Annotated in this window: 15 protein-coding genes and 1 tRNA gene; 10 read left to right on the top strand and 6 right to left on the bottom strand. The window is 70.5% G+C overall.

Annotated elements, in window-relative coordinates:
• Positions 1 to 50: 50 nt before the first annotated feature.
• The 7 genes from folP (at position 51) to GVV86_RS08830 (ending at position 5917) form a co-directional block, all read left to right on the top strand.
• Positions 51 to 995 carry a dihydropteroate synthase gene (gene folP / locus GVV86_RS08860; protein ID WP_246669925.1) on the top strand — a complete coding sequence of 315 codons (945 nt, stop codon included), beginning with the start codon at positions 51 to 53 and terminating at the stop codon, positions 993 to 995.
• Positions 992 to 1732 carry a pyrimidine reductase family protein gene (locus tag GVV86_RS08855; protein WP_159802550.1) on the top strand — a complete coding sequence of 247 codons (741 nt, stop codon included), beginning with the start codon at positions 992 to 994 and terminating at the stop codon, positions 1730 to 1732. The genes folP and GVV86_RS08855 overlap by 4 nt, the downstream gene beginning before the upstream one ends.
• Positions 1733 to 1834: 102 nt before the next feature.
• Positions 1835 to 2788: a J domain-containing protein gene (locus tag GVV86_RS08850; RefSeq protein WP_159802549.1), complete on the top strand. Its 954-nt coding sequence runs from the start codon at positions 1835 to 1837 to the stop codon at positions 2786 to 2788.
• 9 nt (positions 2789 to 2797) lie between these two features.
• Positions 2798 to 3265, top strand: coding sequence for a tRNA (cytidine(34)-2'-O)-methyltransferase (locus tag GVV86_RS08845; RefSeq protein WP_159802548.1), 468 nt, complete (start codon positions 2798 to 2800; stop codon positions 3263 to 3265).
• A 34-nt stretch (positions 3266 to 3299) separates the two neighbouring features.
• On the top strand, positions 3300 to 4121 hold the full coding sequence (locus GVV86_RS08840) for a class I SAM-dependent methyltransferase (RefSeq protein WP_159802547.1): 822 nt from the start codon (positions 3300 to 3302) through the stop codon (positions 4119 to 4121).
• A 281-nt stretch (positions 4122 to 4402) separates the two neighbouring features.
• Positions 4403 to 5032 carry an ECF RNA polymerase sigma factor SigK gene (sigK, locus tag GVV86_RS08835; protein ID WP_159802546.1) on the top strand — a complete coding sequence of 210 codons (630 nt, stop codon included), beginning with the start codon at positions 4403 to 4405 and terminating at the stop codon, positions 5030 to 5032.
• A 15-nt stretch (positions 5033 to 5047) separates the two neighbouring features.
• Positions 5048 to 5917: an anti-sigma factor domain-containing protein gene (locus tag GVV86_RS08830; RefSeq protein ID WP_159802545.1), complete on the top strand. Its 870-nt coding sequence runs from the start codon at positions 5048 to 5050 to the stop codon at positions 5915 to 5917.
• A 121-nt stretch (positions 5918 to 6038) separates the two neighbouring features.
• Here the strand turns inward: GVV86_RS08830 and GVV86_RS08825 are convergent, their stop codons facing one another.
• The 4 genes from GVV86_RS08825 to GVV86_RS08810 form a co-directional block, all read right to left on the bottom strand.
• A complete protein-coding gene (locus GVV86_RS08825; RefSeq protein WP_159618002.1) occupies positions 6039 to 6785 on the bottom strand; it encodes a PIG-L deacetylase family protein in 747 nt (248 codons plus the stop codon).
• Between the two features lies 1 nt (position 6786).
• Positions 6787 to 7734 carry an electron transfer flavoprotein subunit alpha/FixB family protein gene (locus tag GVV86_RS08820; protein ID WP_159802544.1) on the bottom strand — a complete coding sequence of 316 codons (948 nt, stop codon included), beginning with the start codon at positions 7732 to 7734 and terminating at the stop codon, positions 6787 to 6789.
• 39 nt (positions 7735 to 7773) lie between these two features.
• On the bottom strand, positions 7774 to 8601 hold the full coding sequence (locus tag GVV86_RS08815; RefSeq protein ID WP_201291408.1) for an electron transfer flavoprotein subunit beta/FixA family protein: 828 nt from the start codon (positions 8599 to 8601) through the stop codon (positions 7774 to 7776).
• Between the two features lie 101 nt (positions 8602 to 8702).
• Positions 8703 to 10286, bottom strand: a complete 1584-nt coding sequence (locus tag GVV86_RS08810; protein ID WP_159802543.1) for a S1C family serine protease — start codon at positions 10284 to 10286, stop codon at positions 8703 to 8705.
• 352 nt (positions 10287 to 10638) lie between these two features.
• Here GVV86_RS08810 and GVV86_RS08805 point away from each other — a divergent pair, with 352 nt between their 5' ends.
• From GVV86_RS08805 to GVV86_RS08795, 3 genes are all read left to right on the top strand, one after another.
• Complete coding sequence (locus GVV86_RS08805; RefSeq protein ID WP_343206288.1) at positions 10639 to 12699, top strand: TPM domain-containing protein; 2061 nt, start codon at positions 10639 to 10641, stop codon at positions 12697 to 12699.
• Between the two features lie 72 nt (positions 12700 to 12771).
• Entirely contained in the window at positions 12772 to 13536 is a 765-nt protein-coding gene (locus GVV86_RS08800) for a PspA/IM30 family protein (protein WP_159617998.1), read from the top strand.
• Between the two features lie 215 nt (positions 13537 to 13751).
• Positions 13752 to 15140, top strand: a complete 1389-nt coding sequence (locus GVV86_RS08795) for a cryptochrome/photolyase family protein (RefSeq protein WP_159802541.1) — start codon at positions 13752 to 13754, stop codon at positions 15138 to 15140.
• 6 nt (positions 15141 to 15146) lie between these two features.
• Here the strand turns inward: GVV86_RS08795 and GVV86_RS08790 are convergent, their stop codons facing one another.
• Together GVV86_RS08790 and GVV86_RS08785 are read right to left on the bottom strand one after the other, a co-directional pair.
• Positions 15147 to 16490: a right-handed parallel beta-helix repeat-containing protein gene (locus GVV86_RS08790; protein WP_159802540.1), complete on the bottom strand. Its 1344-nt coding sequence runs from the start codon at positions 16488 to 16490 to the stop codon at positions 15147 to 15149.
• Positions 16491 to 16734: 244 nt separating this feature from the next.
• A tRNA-Met gene (locus GVV86_RS08785) sits at positions 16735 to 16808 on the bottom strand.
• Positions 16809 to 16836 lie beyond the last annotated feature (28 nt).

The following is a 16836-nucleotide window of genomic DNA, read 5'->3' as shown; positions in this document are numbered from 1 at the left end:
GCGGGCACCGCCCCCGCCCGGGAGGCAGGCGGGTCTGGTAGAAATAGCTCGTGGACGAAACAGCTGTGGCCCCGGAGCCACCGGGCATCTTCGTGCCGGCCTTCCGGCACCCCGTCCACGCCTTCGGGTCCCGGATCCTAGACTTCGACCGGCAGGTGGCCCTGATGGCCATCATCAACCGGACCCCCGATTCGTTCTATGACTCGGGCCGGACCTTCGCCCTTGAGGCCGCCACGAAGGCCTCCCTGGCCGCGGTGGCCGAGGGAGCCGACTGGATCGACATCGGCGGTGCGCCCTTTGCGCCAGGAGAACCCATCCCGGAGGCCGAGGAGGCCGAACGCATCGTTCCTGTGATCGCCGCCGTGCGCGACGCGGGCGACGTCATCATTTCCGCCGACACCTTCCACCCCTCGGTGGCGGCCGCGGCCCTGGCGGCCGGCGCCAACGTCGTCAACGACACCACGGGCCTGCGGAACCCGGACCTCGCCAGGGTGGTGGCGGACGCGGGAGCCCACCTGATCATCACGCACAGCCTCGCCGAGCCGCGTACGGCGTACCCCCGGCCCCGCTACGCCGACGTGGCCCGGGAGGTCGCCGACTTCCTGCTGCGCCGGGTCGACCTCGCGGTCTCCCTGGGTGTCCCCGAGGAGCGCATGCTGCTCGACCCCGGGCATGACCTCAACAAGAACACCCTGCACTCCCTGGAGATCACCCGGCGCTTCGCCGAGATCGCCGGGCTCGGCTTCCCGACCCTCGCCGCCGTCTCGAACAAGGACTTCATCGGCGAGACCCTCGACCTCCCGAAGGAGTCGCGGACCGCGGGCTCCCTGGCGGCGGCGGTGATCTGCATCCTCGGCGGGGCAAGAATAGTGAGGATGCACGACGTGGCCGCGGCCCGTTCGGCCCTGCGCCTGACCGAGGCCGTCCTGGGCTTCCGGCCTCCGGCCTACCTCCGGCACAACATGGGCGAACGGAACGGCTCCGACGGGCGATGATCACCTCCCTGCTCCCCGGCGCGCCCGGTCCGCTCACGGAGGCGGACCTGCTGGCGGAATACGCGTATCCGCCCTCTCCGGGACCCTTCGTTCGGTTCAACTTCATCGCCTCGGCCGACGGTGCCGCGTCGGTCACCGGCCGGTCCGGCGGGCTGGGCAACGACGGGGACCGGCTGATCTTCGCCCTCCTGCGGCGGTTAGCCGACGTGATTCTGGTGGGCGCCGGCACCGTCCGCGCCGAGGGCTACGAAGGGGGGCTCATCGATCCGGACGCCCGGGCCGCGCGCCGCGCGTCGGGCCGGGCGGGCCATCCCGCCGTCGCCGTCATCTCCGGCTCGCTCGATCTCGACCCCGCCTCGGGCTTTTTCGCCGCGCCGCCGGCGCGTCCCCTGATCTTCACCACCACTGCTGCCGGCCCCGGCCGGCGCCGCGCTTTGGAGCGGGTTGCCGACGTCGTCGACTGTGGTGATTCGGCGGTGGACCCTGCGCAGGTGGTGCGGCACCTGGCCGGGCGTGGGCTGGGGCGTGTGCTGTGCGAGGGCGGACCCGCGGTCCTGGCCTCCTTCACGGCCGCGGGCCTTGTCGACGAGCTGTGCCTTTCCCTGAGCCCGCTCCTCGTCGGCGGGGAGGGGCCGCGCATCTCCAACGGCACGGGCCCGCCGCAGCCCGCGCCGCTGCGGCTCGTGTCGCTGCTGCATGAGGAATCGGCGCTCTATGCGCGGTACGTTCGACGCTGAGCTTCCCTCCGGTGCCCGCGCGGCACCGCGGGCAGCACCGGGCGGGGCCCCGCCCGGCCCGGGTGTACTAGGCTCCAAAGTTTCCCCAATGAAAGGCGTGAGATGCCCGAGCGGTCGGACCCGTCCTACTACGACATCCTGGGCATAGCTCCGGGTGCTACGCCCAAGCAGGTCAAGGACGCCTACCGCCGTGCCGCGCGGAAGGCCCACCCCGACCTTGGGGGCAGCGAAGAACTGTTCCATTCGGTGGCCGTCGCCTACGAGACCCTCTCCGATCCGGCGCGGCGCGAACAGTACGACAAACGCGGGCGCTTCGGCGGACGGCGCGATGAGGCCTCCGGGTCCCGCACCTTCGGCGCGGGCACGCGTCCGGCCAGCAACTCCGGCTCCGGGGCCCGGGACGACGGCGTCTTCTCCCGCCCGCCCGTGTACCTCCCGCCCTTCTCCCCGGACCAGCCCCCCGTGCTGCCCCTGGTGCTCGCAGGCCGGCAGTCGCACGGCGCCGCGCGCCAGCCCGGGCTGATCGCGCGGCTCGGCGCGGAGGCGCGGTCCCGGCTTGACGGAGAGCTGCGCACCGCGGCCCTGGTGGAGGCAGCCGTGCTTGAGGGATACCCAGCGGCACGGCTCGTCAACGGCCTCGTGTTCCCCAACCGGGCCCGGACGGCGGCCGGCCACATCGTGCTGGCGGGATACCGGCTCGCCGTGATCGATTCGTTCACCGCATCGCCCGGGAACTTCAGCTGGGACGGACGTTCCCTGCGCCACCAGGGGCGCCCGGTGCCGCTGCGCATGCCCGCGACGGTGCGGGAGGTCCAGGAGCTCTTCCCGGAATGCAACGTCACCGGGTGGGTGCTGATCCACGGGGCCCGCGACAACCCGTTCGACCCCGTCATCGACACCCCGCCGGGGTTTGACCGCTCGGCGCCCGCGCTGGTGCAGGTAGTCAACGCCGGAACCGCGGCCCGCACGCTCAAGACGTTCCTGGCCGCCGGGCCCCAGCCCAATACGGTGCAGCTTCCGGTGCTGGGGCGGCTGCTTGCGGCGGCCGGGAGCTAGGATGGAGCGGTGTTCCGTATCCTCTTCCACTCCCCCGAAATTCCGGGCAACACCGGCAACGCGATCCGCCTCGCGGCGGTAGCCGGAGCCGAACTCCACCTGGTGGAGCCTCTCGGGTTCAGCCTCGAGGATTCGAAGCTGCGCCGGGCGGGCCTGGACTACCACGATCTGGCGGTCCTGCGGGTCCATGCCGACCTCGAATCCGCCTGGCGGGCGCTCGCCCCCGAGCGGGTCTACGCGTTCACTGCCGAGGGGGACGTGTCGTACACCGACATCAGCTACCGGCCCTCGGATGTGCTCCTGTTCGGCCCGGAATCGGTGGGCCTGCCCGAGGAGGTCAAGCAGGACCCCCACGTCACCGCAAGGGTCCGCCTGCCGATGGTCCCCTCGCGGCGCTCGCTCAACCTGGCCAATACCGCCTCGATCGCCCTCTACGAGGCCTGGCGCCAGCATGGCTTCGCCGGCGCCGACCGCTGACCGCTGACCGCTGACCCACCCTAGGAGCCCGCAGATGACCCCACGCCACGCCTCAGCCCTCCCGGACCAGGGAGCCGAGGACTTCGAACTGCTGGCTCCCGCCCTGTGGAACCCGGTCGCCAACGCGGTGGTCGCCGCCGCCGACGTGCATCTCGGTGAGCGGGTGCTCGACGCCTGGGCCGGCACCGGCGCCGGCACCATCCCCGCGGCCCAGCTCTGCGGCCCGGACGGGTCCGTCGACGCCGTCGACCCGTCGGCGGCGATGCTCGATCTGGCACGGGCCAAGGCCGAGGCGCTGAACCTCGAGAACATCCGTTTCAGCGTCGGCGACCCCGCGCTCTGGACAGCCGGCCCCTACGACGCCGTCCTCTGCAGTTACGGGCTCTTCCTCGTCCCGGATATGGCCGCGACCACCACCTGGATGGCCTCCCTCCTGCGTCCCGGCGGGCGCCTTGCCCTGAGCACCTGGAACGAGGGCGCCCTCGAGGGGTTTGAGGCGATCCTCCTCGAGGCCTGTGCCGCGGAGCGGGCCCCGGCGCTTCCCCAGGCCCGCCCGGACTTCACCGCCAACTGGGAGAAGCTGGCGTCCGAGGAGAAGCTGGCGGACTGGCTTGCCGCCCACGGATTCGGGGAGGCGGAGGTCCAGGCGGTGTCGCTGTCGGTTCCCCTCGAACCCGGAATGGCCTGGTCGCTGGTGCTCGGCAGCGGCTACCGCACGGTGCTTCCCGAAGCACCGGACCTGCGCGGTCGGATCCGCGACCGGTTCGCCGCCCTGCTTGGCGAGGACTTCGTGCTGAATGCCGATTCCCTCGTCGCCACGGCCGGCGTCGGGGAACCCGGGCAGCCCCCGGCCTGACACGCCACCCGACCCGCCGTTCGGGCCACGCCGGACCCCCGGATCGGCCCATCCGGAACCGGCTCGGCTCCGAATCCCTTGCAGTAACGCTCCGGGCCGCAGTGGACGGCGGCCCGGAGCGCCACCCGCGCCGACGGCGCGGGCGCAGCCGACAGGGTTTCCGGAGCACATTAAGGGCGGTGAAGTGGGTGAATCGGGTCTCGGAACGGCGGCATGCGGCACTCCTCCCCTCTTCAGGGGATGTTCGGCACCGGCCGGTTGGCGCTCTATGCTTGGACCCTATGGACACGCCACGAGTAAGCCGGGCCACATCCGGGAGAACCCCCGCGGGTGGGCTGGCCGATGATGCTGCCGCCAGCTCCGCTGGCGAGCCCACGCTGACCGACCTCCTGCTGCGGATTGCCCGGCAGGACCAGGAGGCGTTCGCCGCGTTCTACGCCCAGACCTCCCGGCGGGTCTACGGGCTGGCCCGGCGGGTCCTGATCGACCCGGAATTGAGCGAGGACGCGACCCAGGAGGTCTACCTCCAGGTGTGGAACAGCGCCGGCCGGTTCGATCCGGCCGCCGGCAGTCCGATGGCCTGGCTGATGACCCTGGCCCACCGGCGGGCCGTCGACAAGGTCCGGTCCGAGCAGAGTTCGACCGACCGGGAAGCACGGTATGGCGCGGCCACCCAGACCATCGACCACGACGACGTCGTTGACACGGTGACCCAGCGGCTCGAGGCCGAGACCGTGGTGAAGTGCCTCGACACCCTTACAGACACCCAACAGGAATCTGTCAGGCTCGCCTACTACGGTGGACTGACATACCGCGAAGTCGCAGAGAAGCTCGGGGTTGCGGTACCCACCATCAAGTCGAGGATCCGGGACGGCTTGCTGCGCCTCAAGGCATGCCTGGGGGTGAGCTGATTGCAGGACAAGGACATGAACAAACAATTCGCAGAAGACCTTCAGCAGGACCTCCATCGCGGGCATGTGCTCGAGTGGGCCGAGATGTATGCCCTGGACGCCGTGAGCGACGACGAGCGCGCCGCGATCGAGGAGTTCCTGGCCCACGACGACGGCCTCCGGCAGGCCTTCACCGATCGGGTCCGCTCGAACCGCGAGACGATCACCACGGCGTATGCCATCCAGGAGGAGGAGCCTCCGGCCGGGCTGCTCGAGAAAATCCTGAGCCAGATTCCCGTCTCCGCACCGGCCGGCACTGACGGCGTCAGCGGCGGCACGGAGGCACCGGCGGGTGGCCCGGCCGGCGCTGCTGCTGCGGGCACGGCCGCCACCGCTCTGGGCGGCGCGTCAGCGGCCGGCGACGAGCTCGCCCGCAGGCGCCGGACGAAGGGGATGTGGGCCTCCCCCGCCACCCGCTGGCTGACCGCAGCGGCTGCAGCGGTGCTGGTCGCTGTCGGGGGTGTCACCGTTGCGCAGAACCTCGGGCAGACCTCCATTGAGCAGGAGGTCCTCCAGGCCTCCGACGTCGTCACCGGCTCCTACGTGATTCCCGCCGGTGGCACCGCGGGCCTGGCCCTGTCCGAGGAGGAGGACGCCGCGGTGGTGACGCTGAAGGGCGTCCCGGCGCCGCCCGAAGGCTCCGTCTACCAGATGTGGCGGCTGCCCGCGGACGGGTCGGCACCCGTCTCGGTCAGCACGATGGACGCCGAGGATGTCGCCGGCACGAAGGTCACCGAGGTCGAGGGGATCAGTTCCTTCAGGGGCATCGCCATCACCGTCGAGCCCGACGGCGGGTCACCGGTTCCCACCACGCCCGTCATCGCGGAGATCCCCTTCCGCACCTGAGCGGCGGGCCGGGGCGGCCGACCCTGACAGAGCAAACAGAGGGGCCCGGTGGACACCGGGCCCCTCTGCCTGTGCTGTTCTGCCTGTGCTGTTCTGCCTGTGTCGTTTTGCCTGTGCCGGGCTAGAAGCCGGCGATGGTCTGCTCGGTGTTCACGCCCACGACGTGGAACCCCTCGGCGCTGCGCCCGCCGGGCAGGCCCCCGCGGACGCCATTTCCCAGGAGCATGCTGCGCACCGCGGCGTCCATCTTCTCGACATCGGGATGCTGGCTGATGTGGGTGCGGATGGCGGAAAGTTTCACATCCTCGAAGCCGGTGATGTCAACGAAGTGGTTCTCCCTCTCCTCGGGCCCGCCGTAGAACCACAGCCAGGGCACCCGGTAGGCCTCAAGGCCGGCCGCCGCCAGCTCGGGGAAGGCGAACGGGTTCTCCACCGCCGGGTACACCGCCCGCGTGACGGCCTCTCCGCAGGCAAGGTGGTCGGGGTGGCTTTTCTGCAGCCGGTCCCAGTTCCGTTCCGGGTGGGAGGAGACAACGATATCGGGGCGCACCTCACGGATGCGGGCCACGATGCCGCGGATCACGGCCTCGGTGGGGCTCAGGTAGCCGTCCCGTTCACCGAGGAAGCTCACATCCTCGACGCCGACGATGCGCGCCGCCCGTCGCTGTTCATCGTGCCGGGTTTCGACAATGGTGTTCCGGTGCTCCTCGGAGAAGCCTCCGGCGTCACCGTCGGTCAGGATGCAGTAGCTCACCTCGATCCCGGCCGCAGTCCAGGCGGCCACGGTTCCGGCAGCGCCGAAGTCGAGGTCGTCGGGGTGGGCGGCGAAGCACAGGACGCGGCGGATGGTGTTGCGTTCGGGCTCCACCTCAGGCCCTGCGCTTCCGGATCTCCTCGGCCGCCTGCGGCAGGACAGTGAACAGGTCGCCCACCACGCCGAAGTCGGCGATCTCGAAGACGGGTGAATCGGGATCCTTGTTGATCGCCACGATCACCTGGGAGGTCTGCATCCCGGCCTTCTGCTGCACGGCCCCGGAGATGCCCGCCGAGATGTAGAGCTGGGGGGACACCGTCTTGCCGGTCTGGCCGATCTGCGCCGAGTGCTCGATCCAACCGGCGTCGGTCGCCGCCCGGGAGGCCCCGACGGCACCGCCGAGGAGGTCGGCGAGTTCCTCGATCGGGGCGAAGTTGCCGTCCACGCCGCGTCCTCCGGCGACGATGACGCGGGCCTCAACAAGGTCCGGCCGGCCGGTGGCGGGCTTGTCGACCCGGCCGGTGATGACCGCGGCGGCGGCCGGGACCGGAACCTCGACCGGGACGGTTTCCGGGCGGGCCGGCTGCCCGGCCTCGGCGGCTTCGATGCTGTTGGGCTTCACCGCGAGGATCGGGATGCCGGTGGTGACCCGGCACTGTGAGGTGTAGGACCCGGCGAAGACGGATTTCGTCGCGGTCAGGTCATCGGCCACCGCGACGACATCGGTGATGACCCCGGATTCCAGCCGGACTCCTGCGCGGGCGGCGATTTCCTTCGCCTCGTAGGCGTTGCCCAGCAGCACCACCGACGCACCGGAGGCCCGCACCGCCTCGGCCAGGAAGCCGGCCTTGCCCGCGACGAGGGACTTCCCCACCGACGGATCGGCGGGAAGGTAGCAGCTGGACACCCCGTAGGAACCCAGTCCGTCGAGCAGGGGGTCACCGGCGTCGCCGGCCACCGCTGCGACGGGATCGCCGAGGGTCCGTGCCAGGGTGAGTAGTTCCCGGTCATTTTTGGCGAGCACCGCGCCGGGGTCGTGGAGGAAGACAAGTACCGTAGGCATGCTGCGGTCTCCTTTTCGAAGGATGGAGTGGGCGGCGGGCTAGAGGAGCTTTTGTCCCGCAAGGAAGTCGACGAGCCGCAGGCCCGCGTCGCCGTCGTCCGTGATCACGACGCCCTGGCTGCGGGGAGGCCGCGGCTCCGCGGCCTCAACGGCCGTCCAGGAGCCGGCGAACCCGACCTGGTCGGCGGCCAGGCCGATGTCGGAGAGGGACATCGTGCGCAGCGGCTTCTTCTTCGCCGCCATGATGCCCTTGAAATTGGGGTAGCGCGGCTCATTGATCTGGTCCGTGACCGACACCAGGGCGGGCAGCTGAGAGGCGATGGTCTCGGAATAGGCGTCGCCGTCGCGGCGGGCCGTGAGCGTCCACCCCGCTTCCGCGGCCTCAAGCTCCAGGGCCGCGGCGAAGGTCACCTGGGGCAGGTCGAGGCGTTCGGCCAGCTGGGCCGGGACCAGGGAGGTCTCCCCGTCCGTGGAGGCCATGCCCGTGAGGACAAGGTCGAAGGGGCCGAGGTGGGAGAGCAGGGCGGCAAGCGCGCGGGACGTTGCAGAGGCGTCCGATCCGGCCAGTGCGTCGTCGGTGAGGTGGACCCCCTCGGCCGCACCCATCTGCAGGGCCTTCTTCACAGCGCTGACGGCCGGACCCGGGCCCATCGTGACGGCCGTGACGCGGTGCCCGGCCGCATCCCCGCCGTGCTGCTCCACGAGCTGGAGGGCCGCTTCGATGGCGTACTCGTCGAGTTCGGAGAGGATGCTCTCGGAGCGTTCGGTGGTGTTGCGGGGGCCGTTGAGGTGGCGGTCGAACTGCGCGTCGGGCACGTGCTTGACCAGTACGGCGATATTCAGTCCCGGAGTCGGGGCCTCGTCCATGAGAAACCTTCCTGAGGTGGCAGTCTGTCCCGCGCTCTAGCTAACCATAAAGTTGTCGGCACCTTCTCCGGCGGGGCGCCCCTGCCGGGGCGCCCCGGCCATCAGGCCGCGGGGGCCTCGGCGAGGGTCACGTCGATGGTGACGGTGTCACCGCCGCGCCGCACCTCGACGGGAACGGTCTCCCCGACCGGCTGCATGCGCACCGCTGCCGTGAGCGACTGGGGGTCGCCGATGGGTGAATCCCCCACCTTGGTGATGATGTCGCCCTCGCGGATCTCGGCGTCGTCGGCCGGCGATCCGGCTTCCACCCCGGCAACCTGGGCGCCGACGGAGAAGGTCGACCCGGAGGAGGCGTTCTCCCCGGCCGCAGGCTCAACGGTCACGCCGAGGAACCCGTGGGTGGCTTTGCCGGTCTCGATGATGTCGTTGGCCACCCGCTCGGCGTAGGAGATCGGGATGGAGAAACCGACGCCGATGTTCCCGGCGCTTTCGTCGCTTCCGCTTGAGGCGATGGCGACGTTGACGCCGATCACCCGCCCCTGCGCATCGACGAGGGCGCCGCCGGAGTTGCCCTGGTTGATGGCGGCGTCGGTCTGGATGACGTTGAGGTAGATGGAGCCCTGGGACTGCGGCTGGGGCTCCTGCGACCCGTCGGGCGGCAGGAAGTTGAAGCCGTCGCCCTCCTGCTGCTCGGGGGCATCCGACTGCTCCTCCGGTACCGCCGAGGACGCCACGCTGATGGTGCGGTTGAGCGTCGAGATGATCCCGTCGGTGACCGTGCCGCTGAGGCCCAGGGGCGCGCCGATGGCGATCGCGGTGTCGCCGACGTTCAGCTCCGCCGAGTTTCCGAGCGCCGCGGGTGTCAGGTCGGGTGCATCGATCTTGATGACGGCGAGGTCGGACAGCGGGTCGGTTCCGACGATTTCGGCCCGGAAGACCTGGCCGTCGTTGGTCTTGACCTCGACGGCGGCGTCGGCGACCTGCCCTCCGAGGGTGACTACGTGGGTGTTCGTGAGGATGTGCCCCTCCTCGTCGAGGATGATCCCCGAGCCCGATCCGCCCGAACCGTTTCCGCTGACGGCGATGGTGACGACGCTGGGCGATGCCTTCACGGCGGCGGCGGTGATTTCGTTGACGCTGTCGGAGTTATTGACGATCACGGACTCGCTGCGCCCGCCGCCCGAGCCCGACCCGGCGGTGCCCCCGCCGTCGAACAGCCCGTCGGCCCCTGCCGCGATGCCGCCGCCGAGCAGGCCTGCCGCCAGGACACCGGCGAGGAAGGCGGGAACGCCGATGCGCTTCTTCTCCCGGACCCGCACGGACGCGTGCTGGTCCGAGGCCTGGAGCCACGGCTGGGACGGCGGCTGGGTAGGAGGCACCGGCTGGCCGAAGGCTCCCTGCCGGAAGGAGTTCTGTCCGTAGGAGTTCTGCCCGTAAGAGTTTTGTCCGTAGGAGTTCTGCCCGAAGGAGTCCTGTCCGTAGGAACTCTGGGGGGAAGTCTCGGAGGCACCCTGGCGGTAGGGCGCCGGCCCGCCGGTGGGAAGGTCCGCCGTGTCGCCGCCGGTGCGGCCCCCGGGGGCTCGACCGGAGTCCGCGATCTGTGCCTGCTCTGCCGTTGGGGGGTTGGCCGGTCGGGGCGGGATCGGGCGGTCAGGACCGGCAGGTCCCCCAAACTGGTCAGCCATTCGAATTCCTTTCATCGCGGTTGTCTCCACTATGGCAAGGAAGACTGAACCTTGAGGGAACGTTTGCTGGACGTCTGCTGGGAAGCAGCCGGAAAGCGAAGGGTCCCACTGCCTATTATTCCCCCTCCGGGCGGCTGCTTCATCTCCGCGGCCGGGCGCGGGCCCGGACCTCCCCCGGGAACCGTGATCGGTGCGCCGAGTTTCGCTTGGGGCTTAGGTCCGCGCCCGCCGTGCCGGTGGACGGCCCCTACCACCGGCCATAGAATCAAAATTCAGGGAGCCCCGGCGTCCGTCGCCTTTCTTCCCGACGGGCGTGGCCGGGGAACATGCTGAAGGGTACTTAATGCAACGGATGACCAGGCGGACCGGCGCCGCCGCGGGACTCAGCGCCCTGATCGCGCTGACACTGGCGCCGGGTGCGGCCTACGCAGCCGACCCCATCGACATTCCGGACGGGGAGACGGTGGTCGACCAGGCAGGAGTCCTCACCCCGGCCGACATCAGCGACGTCGAGGCCGCGATCACGGGCCTCCAGGACGAATACGGCTACACCGTCCAGGTCGTGTACGTCGACACCTTCACCAGCCCCTCCGACTCCCTGGCCTGGGCCGTCGAGACCGCGCAGGCCAGCAACCTCGGGGCGGACGACGCGCTGCTCGCGGTCGCCGTCGATTCGGGCGAGGGACGCTTCATCGCCAGCAACGGCACGGAGGTCGAGGCCCGGACCGGGGAGATCTTCAACCAGCAGATCGACCCGCAGCTCGACGGGCAGAACTACGCCGAGGCGGGCATCGCCGCCGTTGAGGGGACCGAAGCGGTCCTGACTGACACGGGCGGCCCCGGGCCAGGGGCGGCAGGCGACGGCGGCGGGGGCGGCGCGGGGTTCCTCATCGGACTCCTGGCACTGGCCGGTGCCGGCAGCTACTTCTTTATGCGTTCGCGCCGGCGGCAGCAGGCCGCGCCCAAGGAGATCACCTACGGTCCCGGGCAGGCGCCCGACGGCGCCGTCGTCGACCCGCTGGCCTCCCTCAGCGTCGAGGACCTGCGCAAACGCGCCGGAAGCCTGCTCGTCGCCGCCGACGACGCCATCAAGTCGAGCGAACAGGAACTCGGCTTCGCCGAGGCCTCCTACGGCGAGGCTGCGGTCAAGCCCTTCGCCGCCGACATCGCCGCCGCCAAGGTGCACATGAGCGAGTCGTTCAAGCTGCAGCAGCAGCTCGATGATCACATCCCCGACACCGAGGAGCAGCAGCGCGCCTGGCTGGGAGACATCATCCGCCGCTGCGAGGCGGTCAATGAGTCCCTGCAGGCGCACAAGACCGACTTCGACTCGCTGCGCGAGCTCGAGCGGAACGCCCCACAGGCCCTCGACGCGGCGCGCCAGGCCGCCAACGCGGCCGGCACCCGCTTCGTCGCCGCGGAGGAGCGCCTGACCGCCCTGCGGCGCCGGTATGCCGGCACGGCCACCTCCCAGGTGCAGGACAACGTCGACCAGGCCCGCGAGCGGCTCGCCTTCGTGGAGAGTGCCGCCGCCGAGGCCCGGACCCGGATGGACGCCGGCGAAACCGGCCCCGCCGTCGTCGCCGTGCGTGCCGCCGAAGAGTCCGTCAGCCAGGCCAACCTGCTGCTCGACGCCATCGACAAGCGGGCCGCCGAACTCGAAGCGGCCCAGGAGGAACTCGACCGGGCCGTCACAGACACCGTGCAGGACCTCGCCCAGGCGACCGCCATGGTCCGCACCGGGCGACACGACGACCTCGTCGGGCCGGTCGCTGCGGCCGAATCGGCGCTCCAGACCGTACGCTCGCAGCGCCAGGCCGGTCCGATCGACCCCATCGCCCTGCTGGAACGGGTCGAGGGCGCCCACCGCCAGCTCGACGGGGCGATCGGCGGAGTGCGTGACCAGAGCGAGCAGGCCCGGCGGGCCCGCGAATCCCTGCAGCACACCCTCCTGGCGGCGCACTCGCGCATCTCGGGGACCGAGGACTACATCCGGGCACGCCGCGGCGGTGTCGGCAGCGAGGCCCGCACGCGGCTCGCCGAAGCCGGACGCAACCTCGACTACGCCGTCAGCATTCAAAACTCCGATCCTGTCACCGCCCTGTCCCATGCCGAGCAGGCCGTGATGCTCGCCGAACAGGCCGCGCAGCTCGCCGAACAGGACGTCTCGGGCTTTGGGGGGCGCGGATACGGCGGCTACGGCGGGTACGGGGCCCGCCGCGGCGGAGGCGACGGGATGGGCGGAGCCCTGCTCGGCGGCATCCTGCTCGGCGGTCTCCTCAACGGCGGCGGTGGATTCTTCGGCGGCGGAGGCGACGGCGGAGGCGATGTCTTCGGCGGCGGCGGGTTCGGCGGTTTCGACGGCGGAGGCGGAGGCTTCGGCGGCTTCGACGGAGGTGGAGGCGACTTCTAATCCCGCGGCGGCAGCTCCGGCGCCGCCGCACCAGTACTCACGAGAAACATTCACAGATCGAGAGGAAACCTCATGGTAAAGCAGTCAATTTTCGGCCGGATCGCTCAGCTGGCAAAGGCAAACATCAACTCCGTGCTCGACCAGGCGGAGGATCCGCAGAAGATGCTGGACCAGATGGTCCGCGACTACACCAACAGCATCGCCGAGGCCGAAAGCGCCGTCGCCCAGACCATCGGGAACCTCCGGATGATCCAGGACGACTACAACGAAGACATGGAGAATGCCCGAAGCTGGGGCAACAAGGCGCTGGCGGCGTCAAAGCGGGCGGACGAGTACCGCAGCTCCGGTGACGCGGTCGACGCCGAGAAGTTCGACAACCTCGCCAAGGTCGCCATCCAGCGGCAGATCGCCGCGGAGAACGAGGCCAAGGGTGCAGAGCCGACGATCGCCTCCCAGACGGAAATCGTCGACAAGCTGAAGACCGGCCTGAATCAGATGAAGGGCAAGCTGGGCGAACTCACGTCCAAGCGGGACCAGCTCATCGCCCGCGCCCGGACCGCCCAGGCACAGCAGCAGGTCCACGACGCCGTCAAGAGCATCGACTTCCTCGACCCCACGAGCGAGGTGGGGCGTTTCGAGGAGAAGATCCGGCGCGAGGAGGCCAAGGTCCGTGGACAGCAGGAGCTTGCCAGTTCGAGCCTCGATTCGCAGTTCGAGAGCCTCGAGGATCTCGGGGAGCAGTCGGAGATCGAGGCACGGCTCGCGGCGCTGAAGTCGGGAGCCCCGGCCCAGCCGCAGTCGGCCATCAGCCAGGGCACCGAGACGACCGCCCCGTAGCCGCTAGGCGGAAGCGCCGAACCCGCATACAGAGAGAGCCGCAGCGTCAGCGCTGCGGCTCTCCCTGCGTTAAGACGCCCGCGTGCAGGGCAGGCGCGGCGGGCCTGCCTGGGTGGGGCCCGGTGTGCCGGCGTCGGCCTGCCCGGCCCGGCCGCGTGGCTCCCCTGGCCGGATCCGCTGCCTGCGGGACTCGTCGGGCAGGTACATTGGGGACCATGGCCGTTACCCTGGTGTGGCTCCGCGATGACCTCCGACTCGCCGACAATCCCGCGCTCCACGAGGCGGCGTCCCGCGGCGGGGAGGTCGTCGTCGTGTACATCCTCGATGAGGAGACCCCCGGCATCCGCCCTCTGGGCGGTGCCTCACGGTGGTGGCTGCACCACTCCCTGACCGCGCTCGCCGAATCCCTCGAATCCGTCGGGGTCCCCCTGGTGCTCCGCCGCGGTCCCGCCGGAACCGTCCTGCCGGCCCTGATCGGGGAAACCGGCGCCGAAGCGGTGCTGTGGAACCGGCGTTACGGGCTCGCCGAACGTGAACTTGACGCCTCCCTGAAGGCGGAGTGCACGGCGTCGGGCCTTCTCGCCGAGAGCTTCCAGGCCAACCTGCTCTTCGAGCCCTGGCAGGTGCGCACCGGCGCGGGAGAGCCCTTCCGGGTGTTCTCCCCCTTCTGGCGCGCCTGCCTGCGGGAGCCCGAGCCGCGGCAGCCGCTGCCCGCGCCTGAGCGCCTCACCGGCCCTGCGGTGCGCTCTGACGCCCTCGGGGAGTGGGGGCTTCTTCCCACCCCGGACTGGGCGCAGGGCCTGCGCGAGACCTGGGTGCCCGGGGAGGCAGGGGCCACCGCCCGGCTGGCGGACTTCTTCGACTCCCTCGTCGAGGGCTACGCCACCAACCGGGACCTGCCGGCCGTCGACGGCACCAGCCGGCTCTCGCCGTACCTGCGCCATGGCGAAATCAGCCCCTTCACCGTCTGGCATGCGGCCCAGGCACGCCGTTCCGGCCCGCTCGCCGAGGACATCCGCTCCTACCTCTCGGAGATCGGCTGGCGCGAGTTCTGCTGGCAGCTCCTCTACTTCAACCCGGAGCTCGCGACGGTGAACTACCGGCCGGAGTTCAACGCTTTCGCCTGGGAGAGCGATACCGGCGCCGAGCTGAACGCCTGGCAGCGCGGGCGCACCGGCTACCCCATGATCGACGCCGGAATGCGGCAGATGTGGCAGATCGGCTGGATGCACAACCGGGTGCGGATGGCGACGGGTTCCTTCCTGATCAAGAACCTCATGATCGACTGGCGGGTCGGCGAACAGTTCTTTTGGGACGCGCTCGTCGACGCCGACGCTGCGAGCAACGCCGCGAACTGGCAGTGGGTGGCCGGGTCGGGTGCTGACGCTAGCCCCTACTTCCGGATCTTCAACCCCGTCACCCAGGCGAAGAAGTTCGACCCCGACGGCGGCTACGTGCTGCGCTACGTACCCGAGCTGGCCGACGCCGAGAACCTCCATGAACCCTGGAAGGGCGCCGCGCCGGGGTATCCGGCGCCCGTGGTCGACCTGGCCGAATCCCGGCAGCGCGCCCTGGCAGCCTTCAAGGCCCTCGGCGCGGGCTGAACCGGCTCAGGAGACGAGGGAAACCCGCGAGCCCGGGGGAACCTCGCCTCCCACCGGCTGGACCGCGACGCGTCCCACGCTGAGGACCAGGTTTACCCGGGCGGCGCCCTCGGCGAACTGGACGCCGTACTGCTGGTAGACGTTGGCGCCGTCGTACTTCCGGTCGAACGAGGTCCCCTGCACGGTGGAGGGGTGGCCTTTCCGGCCCCGCAGGTAGAACCCCGACCCGGTGTAGCCGGTTCCCCGGCCGCTGCCGCCGCCGCCGTTGTAGCCGTTGCTGTCCGCCACCGCCCCGCTGATGCTGTGATCGCCGCCGGCGATGAAGTACCCGTGCCCGTAGTTGTCCTGGGCCGTGCATCCGACCAGGGAAATGCGGTGGCCGTCGAGGTGGAAGCCGTTGCCCTGGCCGAACCCGTCGGCACTCCGCCCGCTGAACCAGCTCTTGCAATTGGCCAGCTGGGTGTTTGCGTTCGGCAGCTGGAAACCGTGTCCCGCCGCCAGGCCGCTCTCGCAGTTCGCGATGCAGGCGTCCGGACTGTCGATGACGTACCCGGAGGCACCCCTGGTCACCCGGCGTCCCGCCTCAATCACCCGGATCGTATCGAGTACGCCGGCGCGCAGCCGGCTGTCGCCGGGCCCGTTGACCAGGTACACCCCGTGATGGCCCGTCCGGTAGATGTAGAGGTTCGATAGCAGGTGGGAGGCGTCCCATTCCGTTCCCCTGCCCTGCTCGTAGAAGATGCCCGAGCAGGAGCTGTCGGACCCGCCGTGGATGCCCAGCCCGCGCACACCCGTGTACTGGGTGTCCGGCGAGTTGAGTTCGAACACGCCCTGCTCCTCGCCGCCGTCCAGGTCCGCCGTCGCCTGCAGGGTGGTGACCATGCGGCCCTGGCCCTGGACCTCGCAGTGGGCGCGGAGGCGGATCGGCGCGCTGATGCTGAACGAACGCCCTACCAGGCCCACCGAGCCGCCCTGGCTGCCGAAGGCGGGCGACCGGTCGTTGGAGAGCGCCTCGAGGGCTGCGTTGATCTCCTCCTGGTCGTCGACGCCGTCGCAGACGTAGTCCGCCGCGTCCTTCACCGCTGGCGGCGCATCGTCGGCCGCCACGAGGAGGCTTGCCGCGAACCGTCCCGCAGGCCGGACGGCCCGTTCGAGCTCGGCCACCCGGGCGGCGAGATCACGGGCAGAAAGGTCACGGGCGGCGAGGTCACGGGCAGGAGTGCCGCCCGGGGCCTGGACCGGAGCCTGGAAGCCGGCAGCGGCGGCGGACGGAACCGCCGCGGCGAGGAGCGCCAGGAACCTCCGGCGCTCCCAGGGAAACACCGTCGGTCTCCGTCGGTCAACTGGCATGGTCTGCTCCTCCCACCCGGGGCTCCCCCGTCCTCCTGCCCACGGGGCAGGCTCAGCAGGGCCGGATACCCATGCTATGCCGGGCCCCAGGACTCAGACAGGCCCGAATCCCCTACTCCGGCCCGATTCGGCCGGCCCGATTCGGCCGACCCAATTCGGCCGACCCAATTCGGCCGGTCCGATTCCGCGGGTCCGGTTAACGCGGAAGGTCCCTGTCAGAAACCTGACAGGGACCTTCTCTTCGTTGCGGGGACAGGATTTGAACCTGTGACCTCTGGGTTATGAGCCCAGCGAGCTACCGAACTGCTCCACCCCGCGGCGCGGTCTCAACTCTACCGGCCGCGGG

Origin of the sequence: Arthrobacter zhaoguopingii (assembly GCF_009828595.1) — a bacterium.
GTDB lineage: Bacteria > Actinomycetota > Actinomycetes > Actinomycetales > Micrococcaceae > Arthrobacter_D > Arthrobacter_D zhaoguopingii.
Note: the sequence above shows the minus strand (reverse complement) of the source record. Positions and strands in the feature narration are given on the sequence as shown.

Bases quoted from the DNA above. Each gene is read 5' to 3' on its own strand.
- GVV86_RS08805 (WP_343206288.1), top strand. From the start codon at position 10,639: ATGACCAGGCGGACCGGCGCCGCCGCGGGACTCAGCGCCCTGATCGCG.
- GVV86_RS08850 (WP_159802549.1), top strand. From the start codon at position 1,835: ATGCCCGAGCGGTCGGACCCGTCCTACTACGACATCCTGGGCATAGCT.
- GVV86_RS08855 (WP_159802550.1), top strand. From the start codon at position 992: ATGATCACCTCCCTGCTCCCCGGCGCGCCCGGTCCGCTCACGGAGGCG.
- GVV86_RS08820 (WP_159802544.1), bottom strand. From the start codon at position 7,734: ATGCCTACGGTACTTGTCTTCCTCCACGACCCCGGCGCGGTGCTCGCC.
- GVV86_RS08800 (WP_159617998.1), top strand. From the start codon at position 12,772: ATGGTAAAGCAGTCAATTTTCGGCCGGATCGCTCAGCTGGCAAAGGCA.
- GVV86_RS08790 (WP_159802540.1), bottom strand. From the start codon at position 16,490: ATGCCAGTTGACCGACGGAGACCGACGGTGTTTCCCTGGGAGCGCCGG.
- GVV86_RS08815 (WP_201291408.1), bottom strand. From the start codon at position 8,601: ATGGACGAGGCCCCGACTCCGGGACTGAATATCGCCGTACTGGTCAAG.
- sigK (WP_159802546.1), top strand. From the start codon at position 4,403: ATGGACACGCCACGAGTAAGCCGGGCCACATCCGGGAGAACCCCCGCG.
- GVV86_RS08830 (WP_159802545.1), top strand. From the start codon at position 5,048: ATGAACAAACAATTCGCAGAAGACCTTCAGCAGGACCTCCATCGCGGG.
- GVV86_RS08795 (WP_159802541.1), top strand. From the start codon at position 13,752: ATGGCCGTTACCCTGGTGTGGCTCCGCGATGACCTCCGACTCGCCGAC.
- GVV86_RS08810 (WP_159802543.1), bottom strand. From the start codon at position 10,286: ATGGCTGACCAGTTTGGGGGACCTGCCGGTCCTGACCGCCCGATCCCG.
- GVV86_RS08840 (WP_159802547.1), top strand. From the start codon at position 3,300: ATGACCCCACGCCACGCCTCAGCCCTCCCGGACCAGGGAGCCGAGGAC.